The 21481-nt window shown below is 71.4% G+C and carries 18 protein-coding genes; 10 read left to right on the top strand and 8 right to left on the bottom strand.

Annotated features, from left to right (window positions below; all coding sequences use genetic code 11):
• Nucleotides 1-11: 11 nt before the first annotated feature.
• A complete protein-coding gene (locus IQ251_RS02360) occupies nt 12-1058 on the top strand; it encodes an enoyl-CoA hydratase/isomerase family protein (RefSeq protein WP_193926731.1) in 1047 nt (348 codons plus the stop codon).
• A 20-nt stretch (nt 1059-1078) separates the two neighbouring features.
• Here IQ251_RS02360 and IQ251_RS02355 read toward each other — a convergent pair whose 3' ends face one another.
• Both IQ251_RS02355 and folP read right to left on the bottom strand, forming a co-directional pair.
• On the bottom strand, nt 1079-1777 hold the full coding sequence (locus tag IQ251_RS02355) for a class III extradiol ring-cleavage dioxygenase family protein (RefSeq protein ID WP_193926730.1): 699 nt from the start codon (nt 1775-1777) through the stop codon (nt 1079-1081).
• Complete coding sequence (gene folP, locus IQ251_RS02350; RefSeq protein ID WP_193926744.1) at nt 1774-2610, bottom strand: dihydropteroate synthase; 837 nt, start codon at nt 2608-2610, stop codon at nt 1774-1776. Before folP ends, IQ251_RS02355 begins: the two co-directional genes overlap by 4 nt.
• Nucleotides 2611-2754: 144 nt before the next feature.
• Between folP and IQ251_RS02345 the strand changes: the two genes are divergently transcribed.
• A complete protein-coding gene (locus tag IQ251_RS02345) occupies nt 2755-4230 on the top strand; it encodes an aldehyde dehydrogenase family protein (protein ID WP_193926729.1) in 1476 nt (491 codons plus the stop codon).
• A gap of 60 nt (nt 4231-4290) precedes the next feature.
• Here the strand turns inward: IQ251_RS02345 and IQ251_RS02340 are convergent, their stop codons facing one another.
• The 6 genes from IQ251_RS02340 to IQ251_RS02315 form a co-directional block, all read right to left on the bottom strand.
• Nucleotides 4291-5970 (bottom strand): FAD-binding protein, encoded by a 1680-nt coding sequence (locus IQ251_RS02340; RefSeq protein ID WP_193926728.1) that lies wholly within the window; start codon nt 5968-5970, stop codon nt 4291-4293.
• Nucleotides 5971-6082: 112 nt separating this feature from the next.
• Nucleotides 6083-6802, bottom strand: coding sequence for a TetR/AcrR family transcriptional regulator (locus IQ251_RS02335; protein WP_370591154.1), 720 nt, complete (start codon nt 6800-6802; stop codon nt 6083-6085).
• A 170-nt stretch (nt 6803-6972) separates the two neighbouring features.
• The gene (locus IQ251_RS02330; protein ID WP_193926727.1) at nt 6973-7635 is read right to left on the bottom strand and encodes a TetR/AcrR family transcriptional regulator; all 663 of its coding nucleotides are present in this window, start codon (nt 7633-7635) and stop codon (nt 6973-6975) included.
• 8 nt (nt 7636-7643) lie between these two features.
• Entirely contained in the window at nt 7644-8468 is an 825-nt protein-coding gene (locus IQ251_RS02325; protein WP_193926726.1) for an SDR family NAD(P)-dependent oxidoreductase, read from the bottom strand.
• A 29-nt stretch (nt 8469-8497) separates the two neighbouring features.
• On the bottom strand, nt 8498-9733 hold the full coding sequence (locus IQ251_RS02320) for a cytochrome P450 (protein WP_193926725.1): 1236 nt from the start codon (nt 9731-9733) through the stop codon (nt 8498-8500).
• 33 nt (nt 9734-9766) lie between these two features.
• Complete coding sequence (locus IQ251_RS02315; RefSeq protein ID WP_193926724.1) at nt 9767-9961, bottom strand: ferredoxin; 195 nt, start codon at nt 9959-9961, stop codon at nt 9767-9769.
• Between the two features lie 380 nt (nt 9962-10341).
• On the opposite strand from IQ251_RS02315, the gene IQ251_RS02310 reads away from it, so the two are divergent.
• The 8 genes from IQ251_RS02310 (at nt 10342) to IQ251_RS02275 (ending at nt 21118) form a co-directional block, all read left to right on the top strand.
• Entirely contained in the window at nt 10342-11307 is a 966-nt protein-coding gene (locus IQ251_RS02310; RefSeq protein ID WP_193926723.1) for an enoyl-CoA hydratase/isomerase family protein, read from the top strand.
• Nucleotides 11308-11309: 2 nt separating this feature from the next.
• On the top strand, nt 11310-13736 hold the full coding sequence (locus IQ251_RS02305) for a CaiB/BaiF CoA transferase family protein (protein WP_193926722.1): 2427 nt from the start codon (nt 11310-11312) through the stop codon (nt 13734-13736).
• 65 nt (nt 13737-13801) lie between these two features.
• Nucleotides 13802-14113: a hypothetical protein gene (locus IQ251_RS02300; protein WP_193926721.1), complete on the top strand. Its 312-nt coding sequence runs from the start codon at nt 13802-13804 to the stop codon at nt 14111-14113.
• Between the two features lie 4 nt (nt 14114-14117).
• Nucleotides 14118-15620: a class I adenylate-forming enzyme family protein gene (locus tag IQ251_RS02295; protein WP_193926720.1), complete on the top strand. Its 1503-nt coding sequence runs from the start codon at nt 14118-14120 to the stop codon at nt 15618-15620.
• A gap of 30 nt (nt 15621-15650) precedes the next feature.
• Nucleotides 15651-16697, top strand: a complete 1047-nt coding sequence (locus tag IQ251_RS02290) for a transketolase C-terminal domain-containing protein (protein ID WP_193926719.1) — start codon at nt 15651-15653, stop codon at nt 16695-16697.
• The gene (locus IQ251_RS02285; protein ID WP_193926718.1) at nt 16694-17899 is read left to right on the top strand and encodes an NAD(P)/FAD-dependent oxidoreductase; all 1206 of its coding nucleotides are present in this window, start codon (nt 16694-16696) and stop codon (nt 17897-17899) included. The genes IQ251_RS02290 and IQ251_RS02285 overlap by 4 nt, the downstream gene beginning before the upstream one ends.
• Before the next feature lie 57 nt (nt 17900-17956).
• Nucleotides 17957-19258: an NtaA/DmoA family FMN-dependent monooxygenase gene (locus IQ251_RS02280; protein WP_228045988.1), complete on the top strand. Its 1302-nt coding sequence runs from the start codon at nt 17957-17959 to the stop codon at nt 19256-19258.
• A gap of 27 nt (nt 19259-19285) precedes the next feature.
• Nucleotides 19286-21118 (top strand): flavin-containing monooxygenase, encoded by a 1833-nt coding sequence (locus tag IQ251_RS02275; protein WP_193926716.1) that lies wholly within the window; start codon nt 19286-19288, stop codon nt 21116-21118.
• Nucleotides 21119-21481: the final 363 nt, after the last annotated feature.

Here is a 21481-nt window from a genome sequence, read left to right as displayed (position 1 = left end):
GGTTGGGAACCATGGTTTCGTTCGCCGAATTCGCCGTCGCGGCGCGCGCGCCGTTGTTCGCGGACGACGGCCGGATCGTCGATCCGCTGCTCGTCGTCGAGCTCGACACCCCGGTCGACGAGCTCGCGCTCGCCGAGGCCGTGCGGGCCGCCAGGTCGTCGGACCGGGTGCTGATCGGGCTCACCGGCGCGGACCGGATCGTCCCGGACCGCCGGGAACTGGTCGCCGCGCTGGATCTCGCGCTCGGCCCACCGGAGCTCGCCGGAGCCGGTCCGATGTTTGCCGTGGTCGAGGATCCCGGCAGCACCGCCGCGCGTTTGCGCACGGCCGCCGAGGCCAACCCGCAGGCCGCCCTCGTGCTCGCGCAGGTGCTGCGCACCACCGCCGATCTTGCGGTGCCGGGCGCGCTGGACGTCGAATCGCTCGCCTACTCCACCCTGCTGGGCGGCACCGAGTTCCGGCGCTGGCTCGACGCCCGGGGCCACCGGCCCGCGCCACCCGAGACGCCGGAACCCGTGCTGGCCACCAGATCCGGCGACGAGCTGCACATCAGGCTCAACATCCCGGAGCGCCGCAACGCCCACGGCGCCCTGCTGCGCGATGCGCTCGTCGAAGCGCTGGCCGTCGCCGAGCACGACGACACCGTGACCCGCATCGTCCTCGACGGGGCCGGTCGGTCGTTCTGCGCCGGCGGTGACCTCGACGAGTTCGGCAGCGCCCCCGACCCGGCGACCGCGCACTTCGTCCGGACCCGCGCCGGTGCCGGCCTTCGCCTGCACCGGCTGGCCGAGCGCACCCGGGCCCGGGTGCACGGGGCGTGCGTCGGTGCGGGCATCGAGCTCGCCGCGTTCGCCGGTCACGTCATCGCCGATCCGGCCGCGACGTTCCGGCTCCCCGAGGTCGGGATGGGGCTGATCCCCGGTGCCGGCGGGACGGTCGGCATACCTCGCCGCATCGGGCGCCGGCGCGCCCTGCTGCTGGCCCTGTCCGGCGAGCCGCTGGACGCCGCGACGGCGCTGGACTGGGGACTCGTCGACGAACTCGCGCCGATCGCCTGACCCGGGACCGCCGCTCCTGCTCACCGGGGCGGGTGGCCCGCCCGGTCCGGGTCCCAGACGAAGACCGGGTACCAGACCCCGAACGGGTCGTCGCTGTAGAGGCACCTCGCCCGGACAGCGCGGTCCGCGCAAGCCCCGGCCAGCACCTGCCAGGCCGCCCGACCACCGATGAGCAGTTCGTCGGCCGAACCGGGATCCAGGCGCAGGATCGACGCGCAGTCGCCCGCACGCAGCGCCTCGTCGACGTCCCGGTCCACGGCCGCGGCTCCGGGATGCTCGTAGCCGGGCGCCTTCGGACCGCGGCGCGCGCTGCCGTCGGCCATGACGAGCAGACCGATCCGCTCGGTCCGCTCGGCGAGGGTCCTGCCGTGGCGGCGGCAGCGGTCCACGGGATCGGCCGCGCGTACACCGCGCAGCTCGACCGGCCATCCGGCGGTCAGTTCCCTGCCGACGGCGAGGCTCAGCGGCAGGGTCTCGCCCTCGGGTGCGGCCGTGCTGCCGCGCGCGAACGAGGACAGCGGACTGGCGGCATCGGTGGACCACAGGCGGGTGGCGGACGCCCCGCCCACGACGACCAGCAGATCCGGCGCGGCGGTGACCAGGTCGTCGACCGCCGACCGGCACGCGGCCCGCAGTTCCTCCACCTCGTGGAGCACGCCGCCGGTCGCGCCCGGCAGGAGCAGCGGCGGGTGCGGGCAGATCGCCGCTCGTACGATCACGCCAGCCCCCGGACGGTCCGCGCAGGTGCCTGCCGACCGCCCACCACCGCGACCATGTCGAGCAGCTGGCGGGTCTCGGCCACGTTGTGCGCGCGGAACACCGCGGCGCCCTGCCACGCGCAGACCGCCGTCACCGCGAGGGTGCCGGTCCCGCGCTCACCCACCGGCGCATCCAGCGCTTCACCGATGAAGTCCTTGTTGGACAGCGATGCCAGCACCGGCCAGCCGGAGCCGGTCAGTTCCCCGAACCGGCGGGTGAGTTCGAGGGAGTGCCAGGTGTTCTTGCCGAAGTCGTGCGTCGGATCGATCAGGATCCCCTCCTCCGGCACACCGGACCGCACCAGCGCTCGGGCGCTGCTGGTGACCTCGGCGAGGACGTCGGCCACCACGTCGTCGAACGCCGCCCGGTGCGGACGCGTTCTCGGAGTGGCGCCGCCGGTGTGCGTGCAGACGTACCCGGCGCCGAACTCGGCGGCGACGTCGGCGAGCTTCGGGTCCGCGCCCGCCCACGTGTCGTTGAGCAGGTCGGCCCCTTCCGCGCAGGCGAGCCGGCCGACCTCGTGCCGCCAGGTGTCCACGCTGATGGCCAGGGCCGGGAACCGGGCGCGGATCTCGGCCACGAACGGCACGACCCGGCGGACCTCCTCGTCGACGTCGACGTCGGGACCGGGTCCGGCCTTGACCCCGCCGACGTCGACGATGTCTGCGCCGTCGGCGACCGCCTGCTCGGCGGCCGCGACCGCGCGGTCCCAGCCGAACGTGGCGCCGCGGTCGTAGAACGAGTCCGGGGTGCGGTTCACGATCGCCATGACCAGCGCGCGGTCGTCGCGCATCTCCCGCCCGCGGAACCGGATCGCCCCGCGGGGCATCAGCGGTCCCCGTCCGGTGCGGCCGGCACTTCCGTCTGCACCGCCATCCCGCTACGGTATTTCAGTATCCTGAAATTGGTCAATGGCGCTCAGCGGTCAGGAGACGACATGACGGCCTTCTCGTTCTCGTCGCAGCTCTACATCGACGGGCACCGCACCGACGGCGAATCCGGAACCCGGACCACCGTGCACAACCCGGCGACGGAAGAGCAGATCGCGGACGTCCCGCGAGCCGCGCTCCCCGACGTCCGGCGCGCGATCGAGGCGGCCCGTCGGGCCTTCGACGACGGTCCGTGGCCGCGGATGAAACCCGCCGAGCGGGCCTCGGTCCTGCTGCGCATGGCCGAGGAGATGGAGCGGCGCCTTCCCGACATCGTCGCGGTCAACATGGCCGAAGCCGGTTCGGCCCGCTGGCTGGCCGAAAGCCTACAAACCTCCGTCCCGGTAGCGCACCTGCGGGACATGGCGGAGCGGGTGATGCCCGCCTTCCCCTGGGACCGCCCGATGGATCCCACCGTCACGCCCGGCATCGGGGTCTCCCAGGGGCAGCTGCGCCGCGAGCCGTTCGGGGTGTGCGCGCTGATCGCGGCCTACAACTTCCCGTTCTTCCTCAGCATGATGAAGCTGATCCCCGCGCTGGCCGCAGGCTGCACCGCCGTGCTCAAACCGGCACCGGCGACCCCGCTGGAGTCGCTGCTGATCGGTGATTTCGCCGATGCCGCCGGTCTGCCGCCCGGCGTGGTCAACGTGGTCACCGGGGACGTCGACTGCGGCACCGAGCTGACCACGAACCCGATGGTCGACCTGGTCAGCTTCACCGGTTCGGACGACGTGGGGCGCACCGTGTACTCGCAGGCGGCCGCTTCGATGAAGAAGGTCGTTCTCGAACTCGGCGGCAAGTCGGCGAACGTCGTCCGCGCCGACGCCGATCTCGACGGGGCCGCCCGATCCGCCATCGCGGGCATCACCACGCACGCCGGGCAGGGTTGTTCGCTGCTCACGCGCACGATCGTCCACGAGTCGGTGCACGACGAACTCGTCCAGCGCATCCTCGACGGCCTGGCCGCGGTGACCGTCGGCGATCCGGCGACCGAGACCACCACGATGGGTCCGCTGATCAGCGAGGCGCAGCGGGACAAGGTCGAGAAGCTGATCCGCACCGGCCAGGAGGAGGCCGCGCACCTGGCCTGCGGCGGTGGGCGGCCGCCCGGTCTGCAACGGGGTCACTTCGTGGAACCCACGCTGTTCACCGGCGTCGACAACGCGATGACGATCGCGCGCACCGAGTTCTTCGGACCGGTCGGCGTCGTCATCGCGTTCCGCGGCGACGAGGAGGCGGTCCGCATCGCCAACGACAGCCCGTACGGGCTGGCCGCCGGCGTCTGGAGCGCCGACACCGCCACCGCGCACGCCATCGCCTGCCGGCTGCGCTCCGGCACCGTCACGATCAACGGCGGTGGCGGCGGGGTGAACCCGCGCGCCGCGTTCGGCGGTTACAAGCAGAGCGGAATCGGCCGCGAGTGGGGTGAATTCGGCCTCGACGAGTACCTGGAGACCAAGACCGTCAACTGGGCCGCCCGCTGAGCCCGGAACGGCTGGGCGCGAACCCGCCCGGGCCGACCGGGCGGGTTCGCGCGGGCAGCGCTATCGGCCCGCTGCCGACGGCACCGCACCGCAGGCGTGTTCCGCGGCGGCGAAACCGAAGACCATCGTGTTGCCGATGCTCCCTCCCGCGCCCAGGTACGTCCGGCCCATGACGGTCGCCGTGATGTTGCCGGTGGCGTACAGCCCGGGCAGGCATTCACCGTCGGCCCCGAGCACCCGCGCGTGCTCGTCGGTCACCAGACCGCCGCAGGTGCCCACGTCGCTCGGGAAGATCGGCAGCGCGTAGAACGGCGACCGGTCCAGCGGCCCCAGCGCCGGGTTCGGCTTGTGCCCCGGATCGCCCAGATGCCGGTTGTACTGCGACTCCCCACGCCCGTACACCGGGTCGCGACCGTGCGCGGCGTGTTCGTTGAACCGGGCGACCGTCCGCGCCAGCCCCTCTTCGTCGATCCCGCACGACCGGGCCAGCTCGGCCAGCGTCGCCGCCTTCTTGATCTCGCCGCTGGCCAGCCATTTCGCCGGGAGCCGACCGACGCTGGTCTGCGAGTGCGCGTAGCGGCGCCGGTAGTTGTCGTCGAACACCAGCCAGCACGGGACCGCGCTGGACCGCTTGTTCCGCGCGAACATCGCCTTGCCGACCTCGACATACGAGTTGGCCTCGTTGCAGAAACGTTCGCCGGCCGCGTCGACGTAGATCGTGTGCGCCCGCTGGCGCGCGCTGTTGAGCGCGGACATGGCGAAGTACTCCGAAGGGTTGGGCAGCCACCACGCCTCGTCGAGCAGGTCGGTCTGCGCGCCCAGCGCCATCGCGGTGGCCAGGACCTCCCCGGTGTCCCCCGGATTGGACATCGACCACTCGCCCGTGGTCCGCTGCTCCGCCCCGTGTTCCAGGCGCATCTCCTCGTTGCGCGCGAAACCCCCGGCAGCCAGCAGCACGCCCTTGCGGGCCTGGACGCTCACCGTGGCGCCGTCGCGGGTCACGCGGACACCGGTCACCCGCCCGCCCTCGACGACGAGCTCCTGCACCGAGGTGTCCAGCCAGATCGGAATACCGCGCGCCACGGCGATTTCCACCATCTGCCCGATCAGCGAGGAGCCGTTGGTGAGCAGCGGTCGACGGCGGATCTTCGCGAGCACCCCACGCGCGGCGATGCGGATCGCGATGCCCAGGCTCCGCCACGAGCGGTTGAAGTGCATCAGGAACGGGATCTCCTCGGTCATCGCGGGAAATCCGACCGACGACGCCAGACCCGGTTGCAGCCTCTCCCGCCACTCGCCCAGACCGCGCGCGTCGTGCGGGACGCCCTCGATGGAACGTCCCTCCGCCTTGCCGCCCTCCACGTTGTCGTAGTAGTCGGGGTATCCGGCGCACCGGGTGAACCGCATGCCGCTGTCCCGCAGGAACGAGACCATCCGCGGACCATCGGTCAGGTACGCGTGGCGGCGCCGCTGCGACGACCCGGGACCGGCCTCGCCCACGGCGGAGGCGAAGTACGCCATCCCGTCGTCGTACGAGTCGGGGACCCCGTCCTCGGACAGCAGCGGGTTGTTCGGAATCCACACCATCCCACCGGACATCGCGGTGGAACCGCCGACGAGCGACTGCTTCTCAAGCACCAGCGACGAGCATCCGGCATCGGCCGCGCGCAGCGCGCCGACCAGGCCGCCACCGCCGCTGCCGACGCTGACGAAGTCGTACGAGCAATCCCAGGTGGACATCGTCATCCTCTCGAACTCGGGATGTGCCGGGAAATCGGGTGTACCGGAGCGCCAGCAGAACCACCGGCGCACTGTTCGGCGACCTACCCCGTCATCCGCGAGCCGGTCGGGATCAGGAGTCGTCGCCGTCCTCGGCCGGGGTGACCTCAGCGGTCCACATCCCGACGAGGACGTCCACCAGGGACGTCGCCGCCTCTTCCCACGTCGGAGGGGTCACCGGCGTTCCCTCGGCGAGCGCGCGCTCGCGTTCGGCGCACATCTGGACGATCACGTGCGTGGAGATCCGGGAGCGGTCGCGCACCGCGTGCTCGGTCAGGCCGGGCAGGCATTCCCGGAGCCCAGCAGATATCCGCGCGACCGAGTCCGATCCCGCTTCCTCGACCGCGATCCGGCGCAACCCGGGATCGGCCACGACCTGGGCCATGAACCGCGCGAACCACGTGTTCGGGCCGTCGGCGTTCAGCAGCTCGGCGTAGGGGTGCACGAGGCAACCGATCCAGTCGCGGACGTCCGGGGAGCGCCCCATCCGCAGGAAGCGCTGCTCGCGGTTCTGCTCGACCCGGGCGTTGAACCCGCGCACGAGTTCCCGCACGAGATCGGCTTTGGAGTCGAAGTAGTAGCCGACGACGGAGGTGTTCCCCCTGCCGGCGGCCGATCCGATCTGGCGGTTCGACACCGCCAGGACGCCTTGCTCGGCGAACAACCGCACGGCGGTCGCCAGAATCGCCTTGCGCGTGGCGTCCCTGCGAGCCTGCGCGGCCACGGCTTGCGGCGTCACGGATTCGCCGGGCGGAGGGACGTCGCCTCCTGCCGCCAACCTGATCTCGTCCACCGGTTCGCTGGCCTCTTCGTCTCGTCGTCTCGTCGACAGGGGTCATAGCGGACTCCTACCGGCCCGTGGGGCGGCGGGGCGCTCGTTCCGGAACCGTAACGCCCCTGACCGCGGGCTTCCACGGGAGGCGAGGCAGGCCACACGCCGGACCGCGTTCGCGTCCGGGGACGTCATCGCCCGCTCCCGGGACCCGAGCCCGATCGAGTGCACGGTGCGGTCCATATGCCCACCAACGCGTCCAGCAGACCCGCCTCCAGATCCCGCCAGCTCGGCGGCTGCGCCGCGGCACCGTCGGCCGGCGCGCGCTCCCGGTCGGCGCACATGTGCACGATCACCTGCCCGACGATCTGCCCGCGCTCGGCGGCGACGTCGTCCGGCAGCGCGGGCAGCGAGCGCAGCACCGCCCGGTGCGCCTGCCGCAGCGAGGGCGATCGGCACGCCTCCGTCGTGACGACCGCCTTGAGGTCCGAAGCCACCATGACCTGCTCGCACAGCCGCGCGAAGTACGTCGTGCCCGCGCTGCTGAAGTGGTCGGTCCACGGGCGGATCAGGCACCGCAACCAGTCCCGGATCCCCGCCGAGGAGTCGGTTTCGGCGATCATCGCGACGCGGGAACGCTCGACCTCGGCGGTGAACCCGCGGGTGATCGCCCGCACCAATTCGGCCTTCGTCCCCGGGCCGCCGGTCACCGCGTCGCCACGTCCGGCAGCGTCGGCGATCTGCCGGTCCGACAGCGCCCGCACGCCCCGCTCGGCGAACAGCCGCTCGGCCGCGGGCAGGCTCAACGGCTTGATCGCGCGGGGCCGGGCTTCCCTCCCGGCGGGTTCGGTCATCAAGTGTCTCATGGCACCGTCTCCGCGGTCGCGAGCTTGATCAGGTCCTCCGACTTGAACGGGGTGCCTGCCGTGGTGCCGCCGTCGACGGGGAGCACGACACCGGTGACGTAGGCCGAGCCATCCCCCGCCAGGTACAGCGCCGCCTCGGCGACATCGCTCGCCGCGCCCTCCCGCTTCAGCGGTCTGGACACCCCCATCACGGAGCGGATCACGGCGGCCCGGCCGTCCGCGTCGCCGTCGGCCATCGCCCCGGCGAGCAACCCGGTCGGGATGTTGCCCGGGGCGATGCAGTTCACTCGCACCCCGTGCTCGGCGAGGTCGATCGCGACCGACTTGCTCATCTGGATGACGCCGGCCTTCGATGCGCGGTAGCTGATCACGCTGCGCCCGGCGGCGATTCCGCCGATGGAGGTCACGTTGATGATGGAACCGCCGCCGCGCTCGACCATGTGCCGGGCCGCCTGCTGGGTGCCGGCCATGACGCCCAGCAGGTTGACCGACATGACTTCGGAGAAGTCGGTGAAGTCCTCGTCGAGGAACCGGGCGTGCATCGTCCCGGACACCCCGGCGTTGTTGACCATGACGTCCACGCCGCCGAACGTGTCCACCGTGGACTGGACGAGGTCCCGCACCTGGTCCGGTTCGGCCACGTCGGTGCGCCGGAAGACCACGGCGTCGCCCAGCGCCGCCGCTGTCCCCTCTCCCGCCACCTGGTCCACATCGGCGATCACGACCCGCGCGCCCGCGCCGACGAACCGTTCGGCGACACCGCGTCCGAGTCCTGCGGCGCCTCCCGTCACGACGGCGATCCGACCTGAAAGCTCGTTCACGCTGCGTTCTCCGTTCCACTCGGGGAGCGTCACCAGGTCACCGGAAGCTCGTAGACGCCGTAGGCGAGCCGGTCGTGCTTGAACTCGACCTCGTCGACGGTCGTGGCCAGCCGCAACGTGGGAATGCGCTTGAAGAGCATGCCGAACACGACCTGCAGCTCCACGCGCGCCAATTGCTGACCGATGCACTGGTGGATCCCGTAGCCGAACGCGTGGTGATCACGCGCCGAGCGGCCGAGGTCGAGCTCGTCGGGCTCGACGAAGGTGCGGGGATCGCGGTTGGCGGTCGCCAGCTCGATGATGATTCCCTCTCCCGCACGGATCGCGGTACCGCCGACCTCGATGTCCTCCTTGGCGATCCGCCGCTGTCCGTTGTGGATGATCCCGAGGTAGCGCAGCAGTTCCTCCACCGCGCCGGCGACCACCGCCGGGTCCTCGGCGTCGCGCAGCACGGCGAGCTGCTCCGGGTCCTGCAGCAGCGCGAGCACGCCGAGGCCGATCATGTTGGAACTCGTCTCATGCCCCGCGATGAGCAGGCCCAGCCCCATCTGCGCGGCCTCGGACACCGTGATCTCCTCGGCGGCGACCCGCTTGGCGAAGTCGGAGATCACGTCGTCCTGCGGTTCGGCGACGCGCTGCTCGACGAGCCCGACCAGGTACTCGACCTGCGCCGCGAACGACTGCATCGACTGCTCGGCCGTCGCGTAGCGGTCCACCCCGACCGTGGCGTGGTGCTGGATGAACTCGTGATCGTCGTACGGCACGCCGAGGATGTCGCTGATCATCAACGTCGGCAGCGGGAGCGCGAAGGACGAGACCAGGTCGGCGGGCGCAGGCCCCTGCGTCATCGCGTCGAGCAGCTCGCCCGCGATCCGCTCGACGACCGGGCGCATCGCCTGCACCCGTTTGACCGTGAACGGCGCCGTCATCATCCGGCGGAGCCTGCTGTGCACCGGAGGGTCCGTGTTGAACACCGAATCGGGGCGCTGCGGCGCCATCGTCGCGATGCCCTCGTTCCAGTGCGGGAAGTTCGGCAACCGGTCGTCCACGCTGACCCGCGGATCCGACAGGAGCGCGCGCTGTTCGGCGTGGCCGGTCACGATCCAGGGCTCGCTGCCGTCCCAGATCCGCACCCGCGAGATCGGGCGGTCGGCGACGGTCGAGCGGAGGGCGGACGGCGGGTCGAACGGGCATCCTGCCGCCCGCTCCATCGGGAAGTACGGCGTGGACCCGGCGGTAGCGCCGGAGGCCAGTGTCTCGGACATGGGTTCCGCGTTCCTTCCGGTGCGGTGGGGCCGTCAGACCTGGACGTGGATCACCTGCGCGGGACAGGCCGACGCGGCGTGCTGGACGTCGTCCTCCGTGCCGTCCGGCGCGACCGGCGTCAGCAGCACCACGACACCGTCCTCATCGCGCTGATCGAAGACCTCCGGTGCGGCAGCGACGCATTGACCAGCGGCGATGCATCTGTCCTGCTCGATGCTGACCTTCATCTTGTTTCCGCCTCCCTGTTCGTCGACGAAGGGCGGATCAGCCCGTTTCCGGCTCGCCCGGCCACGAAGTGCGGGCTCATGCCGGAAAAGGCGGCATGGCCGCAGTAAACATCGCCGATCTCGGTGAGTCAACCGGTTGATTGAGGCGGAAATCAGCCTCAATCAACCGGTTGACTCACGGCATGGCCAGGGTGTTCACTCAGCGCTATGGCGTGCACCACACCAGCCGGGCAAGCCGCGACGACCGGCTCGGGCAGGTGCGCCGACATCCCCGCACCCGGCATCTGACTCCGCGGTCCGGCGCTCCGCCGCGTCCGAACCTCCCCGTCCCGGACCGGCCACCAGTCGACCCCTGCCCACCAGCGCAAGGAGTTCCGTCCATGCCCGAGTCCTCGCGTCCCTCTCCCGAGGAGATCGTCCTCTACGAGAAGGACCCGGAAACCAGAATCGCCACGATCACGTTCAACCGGCCGGAACACCTCAACGCCCCCACCATCGGGGCCCGGCTGCGGTACGCCGAACTGCTGCACCGCGCGAACGTCGACGACCAGGTGAAGGTGCTCGTCATCCGCGGTGCGGGGAACGATCTCGGCAGCGGCGTCGACCTGCCCGAATTCATGGAGGTCTACACCGCGCCGGACGAGGGGCCCCGGCTGCAGGACTACCGGCTCACCGAAGACGACGACGTGCGGCTCCCGCCGCAGGACTCCTTCCGCGGCGGGGCGCAGACCGGGCAGTGGTTCGCCGACCCGAGGTCCGGCTGCCGGACTCTCCAGGACTTCAAGAAGATCAGCATCCTGGAGGTCAAGGGCTACTGCTACGGCTGGCACTTCTACCAAGCAGCGGACGCGGACCTGGTGATCTCCGCGGACGACGCGCTCTTCGGGCACGCCGCGTTCCGGTACGCGGGCTGGGGTCCCCGGATGTGGAGCTGGGCGATGACGATGGGCCTCCGCAAGTTCCAGGAGATGGTGTTCACCGGGCGCCCGTTCACGGCGGCCGAGATGTACGACTGCAACTTCCTGAACAAGGTCGTCACCAGGGACGAGCTGGAGGACGAGGTCGGCAAGTACGCGCTCGCGTGCTCCCGCACCCGCCCGACCGACGTCGTGTACCAGCAGAAGCTCTTCTTCACGATGATGAAGCAGCACCAGGGCGAATACCTGGGCAGCATCCTCAGCGGCCTGTTCGAGAGCCTCGGCAATTACGTCAAACCCGATGATCGGGACGTGGTCCTGGACGAGGAAACCTTCGAACGCGGGTTGAACAACACCGTCAAGGACAACGACGCCCAGTTCCCGCCCGATTTCCGGCTCAGCAAGTCGGGCCGCAGGAAGCCGGAGTGACCATGACCGCCGCACCGGAACCACCGCTGTCCGGCTACACGGTCATCGACCTCTCCGCCGGGATCGCGGGCGCCTACTGCACCAAGACCCTCGCCGACGGCGGCGCCGACGTGATCAAGGTCGAGCCGCCGGAGGGCGACGCCCTGCGCTCGTGGTCGGCGTCCGGGGCCGAGATCCCGCCCGGCGCCGACGGCGCCCTGTTCAGCTTCCTCGCCGGTTCCAAGCGCGGCGTCGTCGCCGAACCCGACGATCCCGCCGCCCTGGAACGGGTGCACTCGCTGCTGGCCTCGGCCGATGCCGTCGTGTGGTCGCGGGGATCCCGGCTCGCCGAGCACGCGGCGTTGCTGCCGGAGGAGATCCGGCGCGCGTACCCGCACCTGACCGTCACCGCGATCACGCCGTTCGGGCTGGACGGGCCGTGGAAGGACTTCCCCGCCACCGAATTCACCCTCCAGGCGTGGTCCGGCGGCATGATCGGCATCGGCCGCGGCGATCCCGAACGCGCTCCCGTGCACATCGGGGGGCAGGTCGGCGATTGGCTGTCGGGGGCGTACGCGGCGGCGGGGACGCTCGTCTCGCGCCTGGCGACGCTGGCCAGCGGCAGCGGACGCCTGGTCGACGTCTCGATGCTCGAAGTCCACGTCCTCTGCCTGACCTATTACCCGGTCACCTTCTTCGACCTGCTGGACCGCCCGTTCCGCTCGGTCCGTTCGCTGTTCGTGCCCGGTGTCGCCGCGGCGCGGGACGGGCTCGTGGCGATCGGCTGCGCCACGGCCCAGCAGTGGTTCGACCTCTGCGCGATGGTCGGCCATCCGGAGTGGATCGACCCCGACGAACCGATCGCGATCACCGAGTTGGCGGGCGAGGTCGCACCCGAGCTCTACGCCTGGATCGCCGAGCGGGACGTCGAGGACGTGTGCGAGGCCGCCACGGCGTTCCGCATCCCCAACGCCCCGGTGAGCAACGGGTCGAGCATCACCGGGATGGACCAGTTCGCAGCGCGCGGGACGTTCCGGCCCAACCCGAGGGACGGGTTCCTGCAGCCGGGCCTCCCGTACCGGCTGTCTCCGGACGTGCTGGGCGACCCGGAACCGGCGCCTCGCCTCGGGGAGCACACCGACAGCTGCCGGGTCCGGAGCCGACCGGAGAACCGGGACGAGCAGGCCGGGCCCGGCGACGAGCCCGCGGCGCTGCCGTTCGCCGGCTTGCGGGTGCTCGACATGACCGCGTTCTGGGCGGGCCCGTCGTGCACCCACCTGCTCGCGATGCTCGGCGCCGAGGTCATCCACCTCGAATCGACCGGCCGACCGGACGGGACCCGGCTGATCGCGGGCGTGCCCGCGACGGAGGACCGGTGGTGGGAACGATCGCCGATCTTCGCCGCGCTCAACACGAACAAGAAGAGCGTGACCATCGACTTCCAGACCGAGCGCGGGCGCGAGCTGCTGCGCGGGCTCATCGCCGACTGCGACGTCGTGGTGGAGAACTACACGCCCCGGGTGCTGGAGCAGGCCGGCTTCGGGTACGAGGCGGTCAAGGAGATCCGGCCCGACGCGATCGTGGTCCGGATGCCGGGATTCGGGCTCGACGGCCCGTGGCGGGACGCGGGGGCGCTGGCGTACGTCATCGAGGACGCCTCCGGCCTGACCTGGTTGACCGGGCACCCGGACCAGAACCCCGTCGAGCCCTACACGCTCGGCGATCCGAACGCCGGTGTGCACGCCTTCAACGGGCTGCTGCTCGCGCTCGAACACCGGCGGCGCACCGGGGAGGGCATGCTCGTCGAGTCGGCGATGGTGGACGCCGCGATCAACATCGCCGGCGAGCAGGTGATCGAGCACTCAGCCTACGGCGCACTGCTGACCAGGGACGGCAACCGCGGTCCGGTCTCCGCGCCGCAGAACCTCTACCGGACGTCGGAGCAGGACGAATTCGGCGGCCGCGACTCGTGGGTCGCGATCGCGGTCGCCACCGACGAGCAGTGGCAGGCCCTGTGCGGCGCGGTCGGGCGACCGGATTGGGCCGAGGACGCAGCACTGTCCGATGTGGCTGGACGCAGGGAGCGGCACGACGAGATCGACGACGGTCTGGAGAAGTGGTGCCTGCCGCGCACCGGTGACGAGATCGTCGAACTGCTGTCGACCGCGGGCGTTCCGGTCGCGAAAGTGCTGTTCCCGCACCGCCAGTCCGAGACCTCGCAGCTCGGGGCCCGCGGCTTCTACGAGACCGTGGAGCACCCCGTCGCCGGCACCGGGCGCTACAGCACCCTGCCGCTGCGGTTCTCCGGCGCAGCGGTGCCCTACCACCGTCGCCACGCCCCCCTCCTCGGCGAGCACAACACCGAGATCCTCACCGGGCTCGGGCTGTCCGAGGACGAGATCGCCTCGCTCGCGGCGGACGGCGTGATCGGCGACCGGCCCGCATCGTGATCGGCCCGCGCGGTGGTCGGCCGCGGAAACCTCCCGCACCCCACGTACCGAGAAGGGACGGCGTCATGGAACCCAAGGTCGGGTCCACACTGGTGAGCACGGTGGACGACACCGCCGTGGTGGTCGTGCGCTGGTCCGCAGGAGCGGCTCCGCTGACCTGCGGCGGCGCACCGATGGTCGGCAAAGACGACCACGACGGGTCCGCGCGCGGGACCCTCGACCCGGATCAGGCGTCCGGGACGGTGCTGGGCAAGCGCTACGTCGCCGCGGACGGCTCGGTGGAGCTGTTGTGCACCAAGGCCGGGCAGGGTTCGCTGGCGCTCGGCGACGCGGCGCTGGCGGTCAAGGCAGCCAAACCCCTGCCGGCATCGGACTGACGCCATGAACCTCACGACATTGCTGGACATGGCCGCCGACGGCGGGGACGACCGGATCGTGCTCGGCAGCAGCCGGGACGGTCTGTCCGCCGGGCAGTTACGCGAAGCCGCCCGGAACGGCGCCGCGACGCTGGCGCGCGGCGGAGCCTCCGCGCTCGTGCACATCGCCAAGAACGGGCCCGCGTTCCCGGTGGCGCTGCTGGCCGCGGCGCTGGCCGGGGTGCCGTTCGTCCCGATCAACTACCGGCTCGGGCGGGCGCAACTCGGCGCGCTGCTGGCGAAGCACCCCGGCGCCTACGTGATCGCCGACGAACAGCACGCGGGGCTGGCCGAGGAGATCGCCGTCGGGATCCGGACCCCGGAGGCATGGCTCGCCGCGGCGCGCACCCCCGCGGCGAGCGGATCCGCGAGCGATCCCGATCCGGATTCGACCGCTGTGATCATCTACACCAGCGGTACGACATCGGAGCCGAAGGGCGTGCTGCTGCGGCACGGCAACCTGGTGTCCTACGTCATCGGCACGGTCGAGTTCGGCAGCGCCGGGGCCGACGAGTCCTCGTTGCTCTGCGTTCCGCCGTACCACATCGCCGCGGTGTCCAACGTGCTCACGAACCTGTACGCCGGGCGACGGCTCGTGCTGCTGGACGCCTTCACCCCGTCCGCCTGGCTGCGCCTGGTCCGTGACGAGCGGGTCACCAACGCAATGGTGGTCCCGACGATCCTGGCCAGGATCATGGACGACGGCTCCGCGGACCGGTCGGTCCCGAGCCTGCGCACCCTGGCCTACGGCGGAGCCGCGATGCCGCCGCGGGTGATCGAGCGCGCCCTGCGCGAATGGCCGCACGTCGGGTTCGTCAACGCCTACGGGCTGACCGAGACGAGCTCGACCGTCTCGATCCTGGGCCCCGAGGAGCACCGGGAGGCGTTCGCCTCCGCAGATCCTGCGGTGCGCGCCCGGCTGCACTCGGCGGGACGACCGATCCCGGGCGTCGACGTCCAGGTCCGCGATGCCGACGGTGTCGAGGTGCCGATCGGCGCGCCCGGCCGGATCTGGGTGCGCGGCGAGCAGGTATCCGGGGAGTACGCCGGGAAAGCGCGCGCTCGTGACGACGGCTGGTTCGACACCCGCGACCTCGGCCGGCTCGACGCCGACGGGTTCCTGTTCGTCGAAGGCCGCCAGGACGACACGATCATCCGAGGTGCCGAGAACATCGCACCCGCCGAGATCGAGGACGTGCTCCTGCGGCAAGACGGCGTGGCCGACGCGGTCGCCGTCGGTGTGCCCGACGACGAGTGGGGCCACCGCATCGAAGCGGTCGTCACCCCGGAACGCGACGCCGAGCTCGATCCCGACGCGCTGCGCGAGGCCGCCGAGGCCGCGTTGCGCACGTCCAAGACCCCCGACCGCATCGCGGTGTGGGACGAGATCCCCCGCACCGACACCGGAAAGATCCAGCGCCACCACGTCGTGACCAGACTCGCGGTCGGCGACGACATCACGGGGTGAACCCTCCCGGCCCAGCCAAGGAGACACGCCATGAGCACTGCGCACTACTCCGGCCGAGTCGCACTCAACCGCGCCCTCGACCGCTCGCTGCGGGCGGACTACCGGGTGCTGCTGTTCGGCCGGGATCTCGCCGATCCGGTCGGTGGCCGCTACGGCGTCACGAAGGGGCTGTCGACCGCACACGGACTGCACCGCGTCGTGGACACACCGGAGCCCGCGATCATCGGGGCTGCCGTCGGTGCGGCGATCGAAGGCATGCTGCCGGTCGTGGAGATCCCGGCCTCGGGCATCACCAACGCGGTGCTCGACCAGCTCCAGGCCGTCCTCGGGTGCGAGCGGCCGGCGAAGACCGGCGCACCGGTCTTGCGGGTTCCGCTGCCGCCCGGTGAGTCCCGAAGTCGCGCGTACGGGCAGTGGTTCGCGCGAGTTCCCGGCCTGAAGGTCCTCGCACCGAGCACGCCCGCCGACGCCGAGGCGCTGCTGTCCGCCGCCATCACCGACCCGGCACCGTGCATCGTCCTCGAACCGGCCGTGCTGTACCGGGCGAGCGGTCCGCGCGCCGAACCGGCGCGCACCGCGGCTCACCGCTGTGCCGCCGAAACGGTGCGTCGGGGCACCGATGCCACCGTCGTCACCTACGGCGCCATCCGCGGACCGGCACTGCGCGCGGCCGCCGCGCTCGCCGCGGAGGGCATCGACGTCGACGTGGTGGACCTGCGCAGCCTGGCACCGCTCGACGTGGACACCGTCCTCGCGGCGGTCCGCCGCACGCGGCGCCTCGTTCTGGCGCCCGACATGGCGGCACCGTCGGGACCGCCTACCGAGATCGCCGCCGTCATCCACCGGGAACTCTTCGGCACCCTGCACGCGCCCATCGAGTACGTGGTGGGACCGGCCGACACCGACGGGCCGAACGCCTCCGAGATCGTGGCCGCCGTCCGCGCGACCTGCGGCCGCGTCACCGCCCGCCGCCGCGTGATCTCCTCGGCGCCGAGGGGTCCGCGCGCGGCACCGCGAAGCCGCACCCGACTCGCGGCATCGGGCACGGACTCGCTCTCGGTGAGCGAGGACGGATGAGCACGCCGTCGAGTGTCCTGGTCGTCGGGGCATCGGTCGCCGGCCTCGCCACCGCGGAATCCCTGCGACGCAGCGGGTTCCACGGCACGCTCACCGTCCTGGGCGCCGAGCGCCACCTGCCCTACGACCGCCCGCCCCTGTCCAAGCAGGTGCTCGGCGGGTCCTGGGACACCGAGCGGGTGTTCCTGCGGGACCCGGATGCCCTGTCGGCGTTGGACGCCGAGTTCGTGCTGGCCGATCCCGCTGTGGACCTGGACGTGGACTCGCGCACCGTGCGCACCGCGGCGGGGCGGGCGCTGCGGGCCGACGCGATCGTCCTCGCGACCGGTCTGCGACCCCGCACCCTGCCCGGGCAGCGGGACCTCACCGGGGCCCACGTGCTGCGGACCCTCGACGACGCGATCTCGCTGCGCGCGGACCTGCTCGCCGCGCGACGGGTCGTGGTGGTCGGCGACGGCGTGCTCGGCACCGAAATCGCCGCCACCGCGCGAAGTATGGGATGCGAGGTCACCATCGCGGGCCCCCAGCCCGCGCTGATGGAGTACCAGCTGGGCACCACCGTCGCCGAGCGGCTGTCGGCCCTGCATACCGAGCGCGGTGTCGAACTCCGGCTCGGCACCGCGGTGACCGGGTTGGCGGGACACCGCGGACGTGCCACCGGGGTGCGCCTGGCCACCGGCAAGGTGCTGCCCGGTGACGTGGTCGTGGTCGCGTTCGGCGCGTTCCCGGCCACTGACTGGCTCAACGGCAGCGGGCTCGATATCGGCGACGGCGTGCTGTGCGACGCGCGCTGCCGCGCCGCGGACGGCGTGTTCGCGGTCGGTGACATCGCCCGCTGGGAGCACCCGGGGATCGGCCCCCTGCGCCTGGAGAACCGCACCAACGCGGCCGACCAGGCCAGGGCCGTCACGGCCAACATCCTCGGCGCGCCCCAGCCCTACGCGCCGGTCCCCTACCTCTGGACCGACCAGTACGACACCAAGATCCAGATCCTCGGAACCCTCCCACCCGGTTCCGACGTGGACATCGTGGAGGGCGCCGTCGAGGGCCCGCGCTTCGTCGCGCGTTACCGGCACGACGGGGTGGTCACGGGCGTGCTCGGCTGGAACATGCCGAAGCAGACCCACATCCACGGAAAGCAGCTCACCGACACGACGCCGCGCACCCGGACCGCCACCGGCCGGGGCGGAGCGCCGGGCTGAGCACGGCTCCAGTCATCGACGAATCGAAAGCGAGTACCAATGTCGGATCGACGCCACTTGCACCTGAATCTCGTCGGCAACGACCTGAACCTGCACATGGGTGCGCTCGCCTACGAGCGCGAGCACGGCGGTCTCGAGGACCGCGACGCGTTCACCCGGCTCATGGAGTACGGGCAGTTCGGCGACGAAGGGCTGTTCACGGCCATCTTCCTCGGGGACGTCCCCGGCCTGGCCATGTCGCCGGCCATGGACGGCGGACCGGCCGAGCCGATCACCGCGCTCACCTCGATGGCGGCCCGGACCAAGCACGTGGGTCTCATCGCGACCGCGTCCACGACGTTCTACGACCCCTACACCCTCGCGCGGCTGCTCGCCTCGCTCGACCAGGCATCCGACGGCCGCGCGGGTTTCAACGCGGTCACCACGGCGGGCGATCACTTCGCGCGGAACTACAGCCTCGAAGGCCACCCGGACCGCGAGACCCGCTACGGCCGCGCGGACGAGTTCCTCGACGTCGTCACGGCGCTGTGGGCCAACCGCGAACTCCGCGCCGACCCCGACGGCGCGACCCGCTTCTACGCCAGCCCCGTCGACCACGACGGCGAGCGCTTCCAGGTCGCGGGCGCGCTGAACGTCGCCCCCAGCAGGCAGGGGCGCCCGCTCATCGCGCAGGCAGGAGGATCGGGAACCGGCATCAGGGTCGCGGCCAAGCACGCGGACATGGTGTTCACCAACGCGACCACCCGCGACGGCGCCGCCGCGTACCGGGCCGATCTCGACAAGGCACTGCTGGAGGCCGGGCGCCAGCAGGACACCGTTCCGGCCATTCCCGGGCTCATCCCCTTCATCGGCCGCACCGCCGAGGAGGCCGAGGAGAAGATGCGCGCCCTCGACGACTACGTGCCGTGGGATCTCCTCGCGCCGTTCGCGCTGACCCAGTTCGACATCCCGCTGGAATTCGACGACGTGAACGATCCGTTCCCGGTGGAGATCCTCCCGCCGCCCGCCGAGGTCGAGAAGACGATCAACAGCACGTTCGGCAACTACGTCGGGCTCTACAACTGGGTCCGGGACAACCCGGGCGTGACGGTGCGGGACGTGGCCGCCCATGCGATCGGGCGCGGCGGGGCCACGCACCGCAAGTTCGTCGGCTCTTACGACGAGCTGGTCGACGACTTCGCCCTGTGGTTCGAAGACGGCCACGTCGACGGCTTCAACCTCATGTTCCCGGTCGGTTCCCTGTCGATCCGGGAGTTCATCGACGAGGTCGTGCCGCGGCTGATCGACCGGGGCATCTACCGCTCCACCCCTGACGACCGTCCGCTGCGGGACCGCTTCCGCGAGATCGCGAACCGGTGAAACCCCGCCGCGGGCAAGGAGGTACGGATGGCTGACACGGCACCGCCGCCGGGACCGCAGCCCGATCACTACGACCCGGACTGGGTTCGCGCCAAGCACGCCCACGAACGCGCCAAACGCCTGCGCCAGGACGCCGTCGATCAGTTCGTCGAGGTCACGGCCGAGTTCTCGCACTACGCCGACGACCCGTACGTCGAACGCGACGAGCGCGATCCGGTCGACGACGAGGTCGGCGTGCTCATCGTCGGCGCCGGGCTGGGCGGTCTGCTGGCCGCCGTCCGGCTGCAGGAGGTCGGCATCACCGGCACCCGGCTGGTGGACAAGGCGGGCGACGTGGGCGGCACGTGGTACTGGAACCGCTACCCCGGTGCCCAGTGCGACATCGAGTCCTACATCTACATGCCGCTGCTCGAAGAGCTCGGGCACGTGCCGACCGAGCGCTACGCGCACGCGCCCGAGATCCGGGAGCACCTGGCGGAGATCGCCCGCCGCTACGGCCTGTACGACGACGCCCTGTTCCAGACCGGGGTGACCGAGATGGTCTGGGACGACGCGCTCAAGCGCTGGATCGTGTCGACCGACCGGGGCGACCGGATCACCGCGTCGGTGGTGGTCGTCTCCCCAGGATCGCTGCACCGGCCGAAACTCCCCGGGATTCCGGGAATCAACGAGTTCCGGGGCCACACGTTCCACACGAGCCGCTGGGACTACGGCTACACCGGTGGCGACGAGTCCGGCGGGCTGACCGGGTTGCGCGACAAGGCGGTCGGCGTCATCGGCACCGGCGCGACCGGGCTGCAGATCGTGCCGCAGGTGGGGCGGTGGGCCGGACAGCTCTACGTCTTCCAGCGCACCCCCAACGCGGTCGACGTCCGCGCCAACCGCCCCACCGACCCCGAGTGGGCGGCGGGCCTCGAACCGGGCTGGCAGCGGGAGCGGATGGAGAACTTCACCCGCGTCACGGCAGGCGCCGAGGTGGAACGCGGCAACGACCTCGTCGACGACGGTTGGACCGAGGTCGCGTTCGAGGTCACCGCGCCGGCCGTCGTCAACGAGATCGCCCGCCGGGGCGGGGACATGAGCATGGAGGAGATCGTCGACTTCCTCTACGAGAAGGACTACTGGTCGATGCAGCGGGTCCGGGACCGCATCGACTCCATCGTCACCGACGAGGAGACCGCCGAAGCCCTCAAGCCCTGGTACAAGCGCCTGTGCAAGCGGCTCGGGTTCCACGACGAGTACCTGCAGGCGTTCAACCGCGACAACGTCGAGCTCGTCGACACCGACGGGCGCGGCATCGAGCGGCTCACCACCGGCGGCGTGGTCGTGGGAGGTGTCGAGTACCCGGTGGACGCGCTGATATTCGCGACCGGCTACGAGGTCGGCACGACCTACACGCGCCGGACCGGCTTCGACATCGTCGGCCGCGACGGCGTGCGCCTGAGCGAGAAGTGGAAGGACGGGCCCCGCACGTTCCACGGCCTGCAGTCCCACGGGTTCCCGAACTGCTTCTTCCTCGGCTACACCCAGACCGGTATCGCGCACAACTACACGCACACCGCCGAAGAGCGAGCTCGGCACCTGGCCTACCTGCTCGGGCAGTGGGCGGAGCGGGGCACGCGGACCATCGAGGCCGACCTGGCCGCCGAGGACGAATGGGTCCGCACCATGCGGGAACTCGCCGGCCCGGGCGTCGAGTTCTTCCGGGACTGCACCCCGAGCTATCTCGACACCGAAGGTGACCACGAGAACCCCGACAGCCTCCTCGCGGCGGGCTACGGCGGCGGCCCGGTGGAGTTCTTCGAGCTGCTGGCCCGGTGGCGCGCCACCGGCACGATGGACGGCGTCACGCTCGACTGACCCCGGGGCACCCGGTCGGCGACCTCCCGATGCGGCCGGGTGCCCCGGCACCAGCCGACCACGGCGGCGGCCGCGCCCGCGGGGAAGACGGCCCCATCCTGACCGTGACGGGCAACGGGCGCGTCGGTTTCGTCGACGCCACGACATCGCCGCCGCCGCAGTGCGGGCCCTCACCGACGAACACGCCCCGAACACCGATCTCATCCGCACCGGCCGCCGCGACGAGAACCTGGATGCCCGAGCAAACACCGAGTTTGCCGAATGGGGCGAACACGGCACGACAACGTCAACTGCGCCCCGAAATGGTTGGAGCCCCGACCGATGGACAGCATCGATGGGGCTCTCACCTGGGAACTTCGGTGG

The sequence above is a fragment of the Saccharopolyspora montiporae genome, from assembly GCF_015209505.1.
In the GTDB taxonomy this organism is placed as follows: Bacteria; Actinomycetota; Actinomycetes; order Mycobacteriales; family Pseudonocardiaceae; genus Saccharopolyspora; species Saccharopolyspora montiporae.
Note: the sequence above shows the minus strand (reverse complement) of the source record. Positions and strands in the feature narration are given on the sequence as shown.

Coding starts and splice junctions, on each gene's coding strand:
- IQ251_RS02360 (WP_193926731.1), top strand. CDS start 12: ATGGTTTCGTTCGCCGAATTCGCCGTCGCGGCGCGCGCGCCGTTGTTC.
- folP (WP_193926744.1), bottom strand. CDS start 2,610: ATGCGCGACGACCGCGCGCTGGTCATGGCGATCGTGAACCGCACCCCG.
- IQ251_RS02345 (WP_193926729.1), top strand. CDS start 2,755: ATGACGGCCTTCTCGTTCTCGTCGCAGCTCTACATCGACGGGCACCGC.
- IQ251_RS02340 (WP_193926728.1), bottom strand. CDS start 5,970: ATGTCCACCTGGGATTGCTCGTACGACTTCGTCAGCGTCGGCAGCGGC.
- IQ251_RS02330 (WP_193926727.1), bottom strand. CDS start 7,635: ATGACCGAACCCGCCGGGAGGGAAGCCCGGCCCCGCGCGATCAAGCCG.
- IQ251_RS02320 (WP_193926725.1), bottom strand. CDS start 9,733: ATGTCCGAGACACTGGCCTCCGGCGCTACCGCCGGGTCCACGCCGTAC.
- IQ251_RS02315 (WP_193926724.1), bottom strand. CDS start 9,961: ATGAAGGTCAGCATCGAGCAGGACAGATGCATCGCCGCTGGTCAATGC.
- IQ251_RS02310 (WP_193926723.1), top strand. CDS start 10,342: ATGCCCGAGTCCTCGCGTCCCTCTCCCGAGGAGATCGTCCTCTACGAG.
- IQ251_RS02305 (WP_193926722.1), top strand. CDS start 11,310: ATGACCGCCGCACCGGAACCACCGCTGTCCGGCTACACGGTCATCGAC.
- IQ251_RS02300 (WP_193926721.1), top strand. CDS start 13,802: ATGGAACCCAAGGTCGGGTCCACACTGGTGAGCACGGTGGACGACACC.
- IQ251_RS02295 (WP_193926720.1), top strand. CDS start 14,118: ATGAACCTCACGACATTGCTGGACATGGCCGCCGACGGCGGGGACGAC.
- IQ251_RS02290 (WP_193926719.1), top strand. CDS start 15,651: ATGAGCACTGCGCACTACTCCGGCCGAGTCGCACTCAACCGCGCCCTC.
- IQ251_RS02285 (WP_193926718.1), top strand. CDS start 16,694: ATGAGCACGCCGTCGAGTGTCCTGGTCGTCGGGGCATCGGTCGCCGGC.
- IQ251_RS02275 (WP_193926716.1), top strand. CDS start 19,286: ATGGCTGACACGGCACCGCCGCCGGGACCGCAGCCCGATCACTACGAC.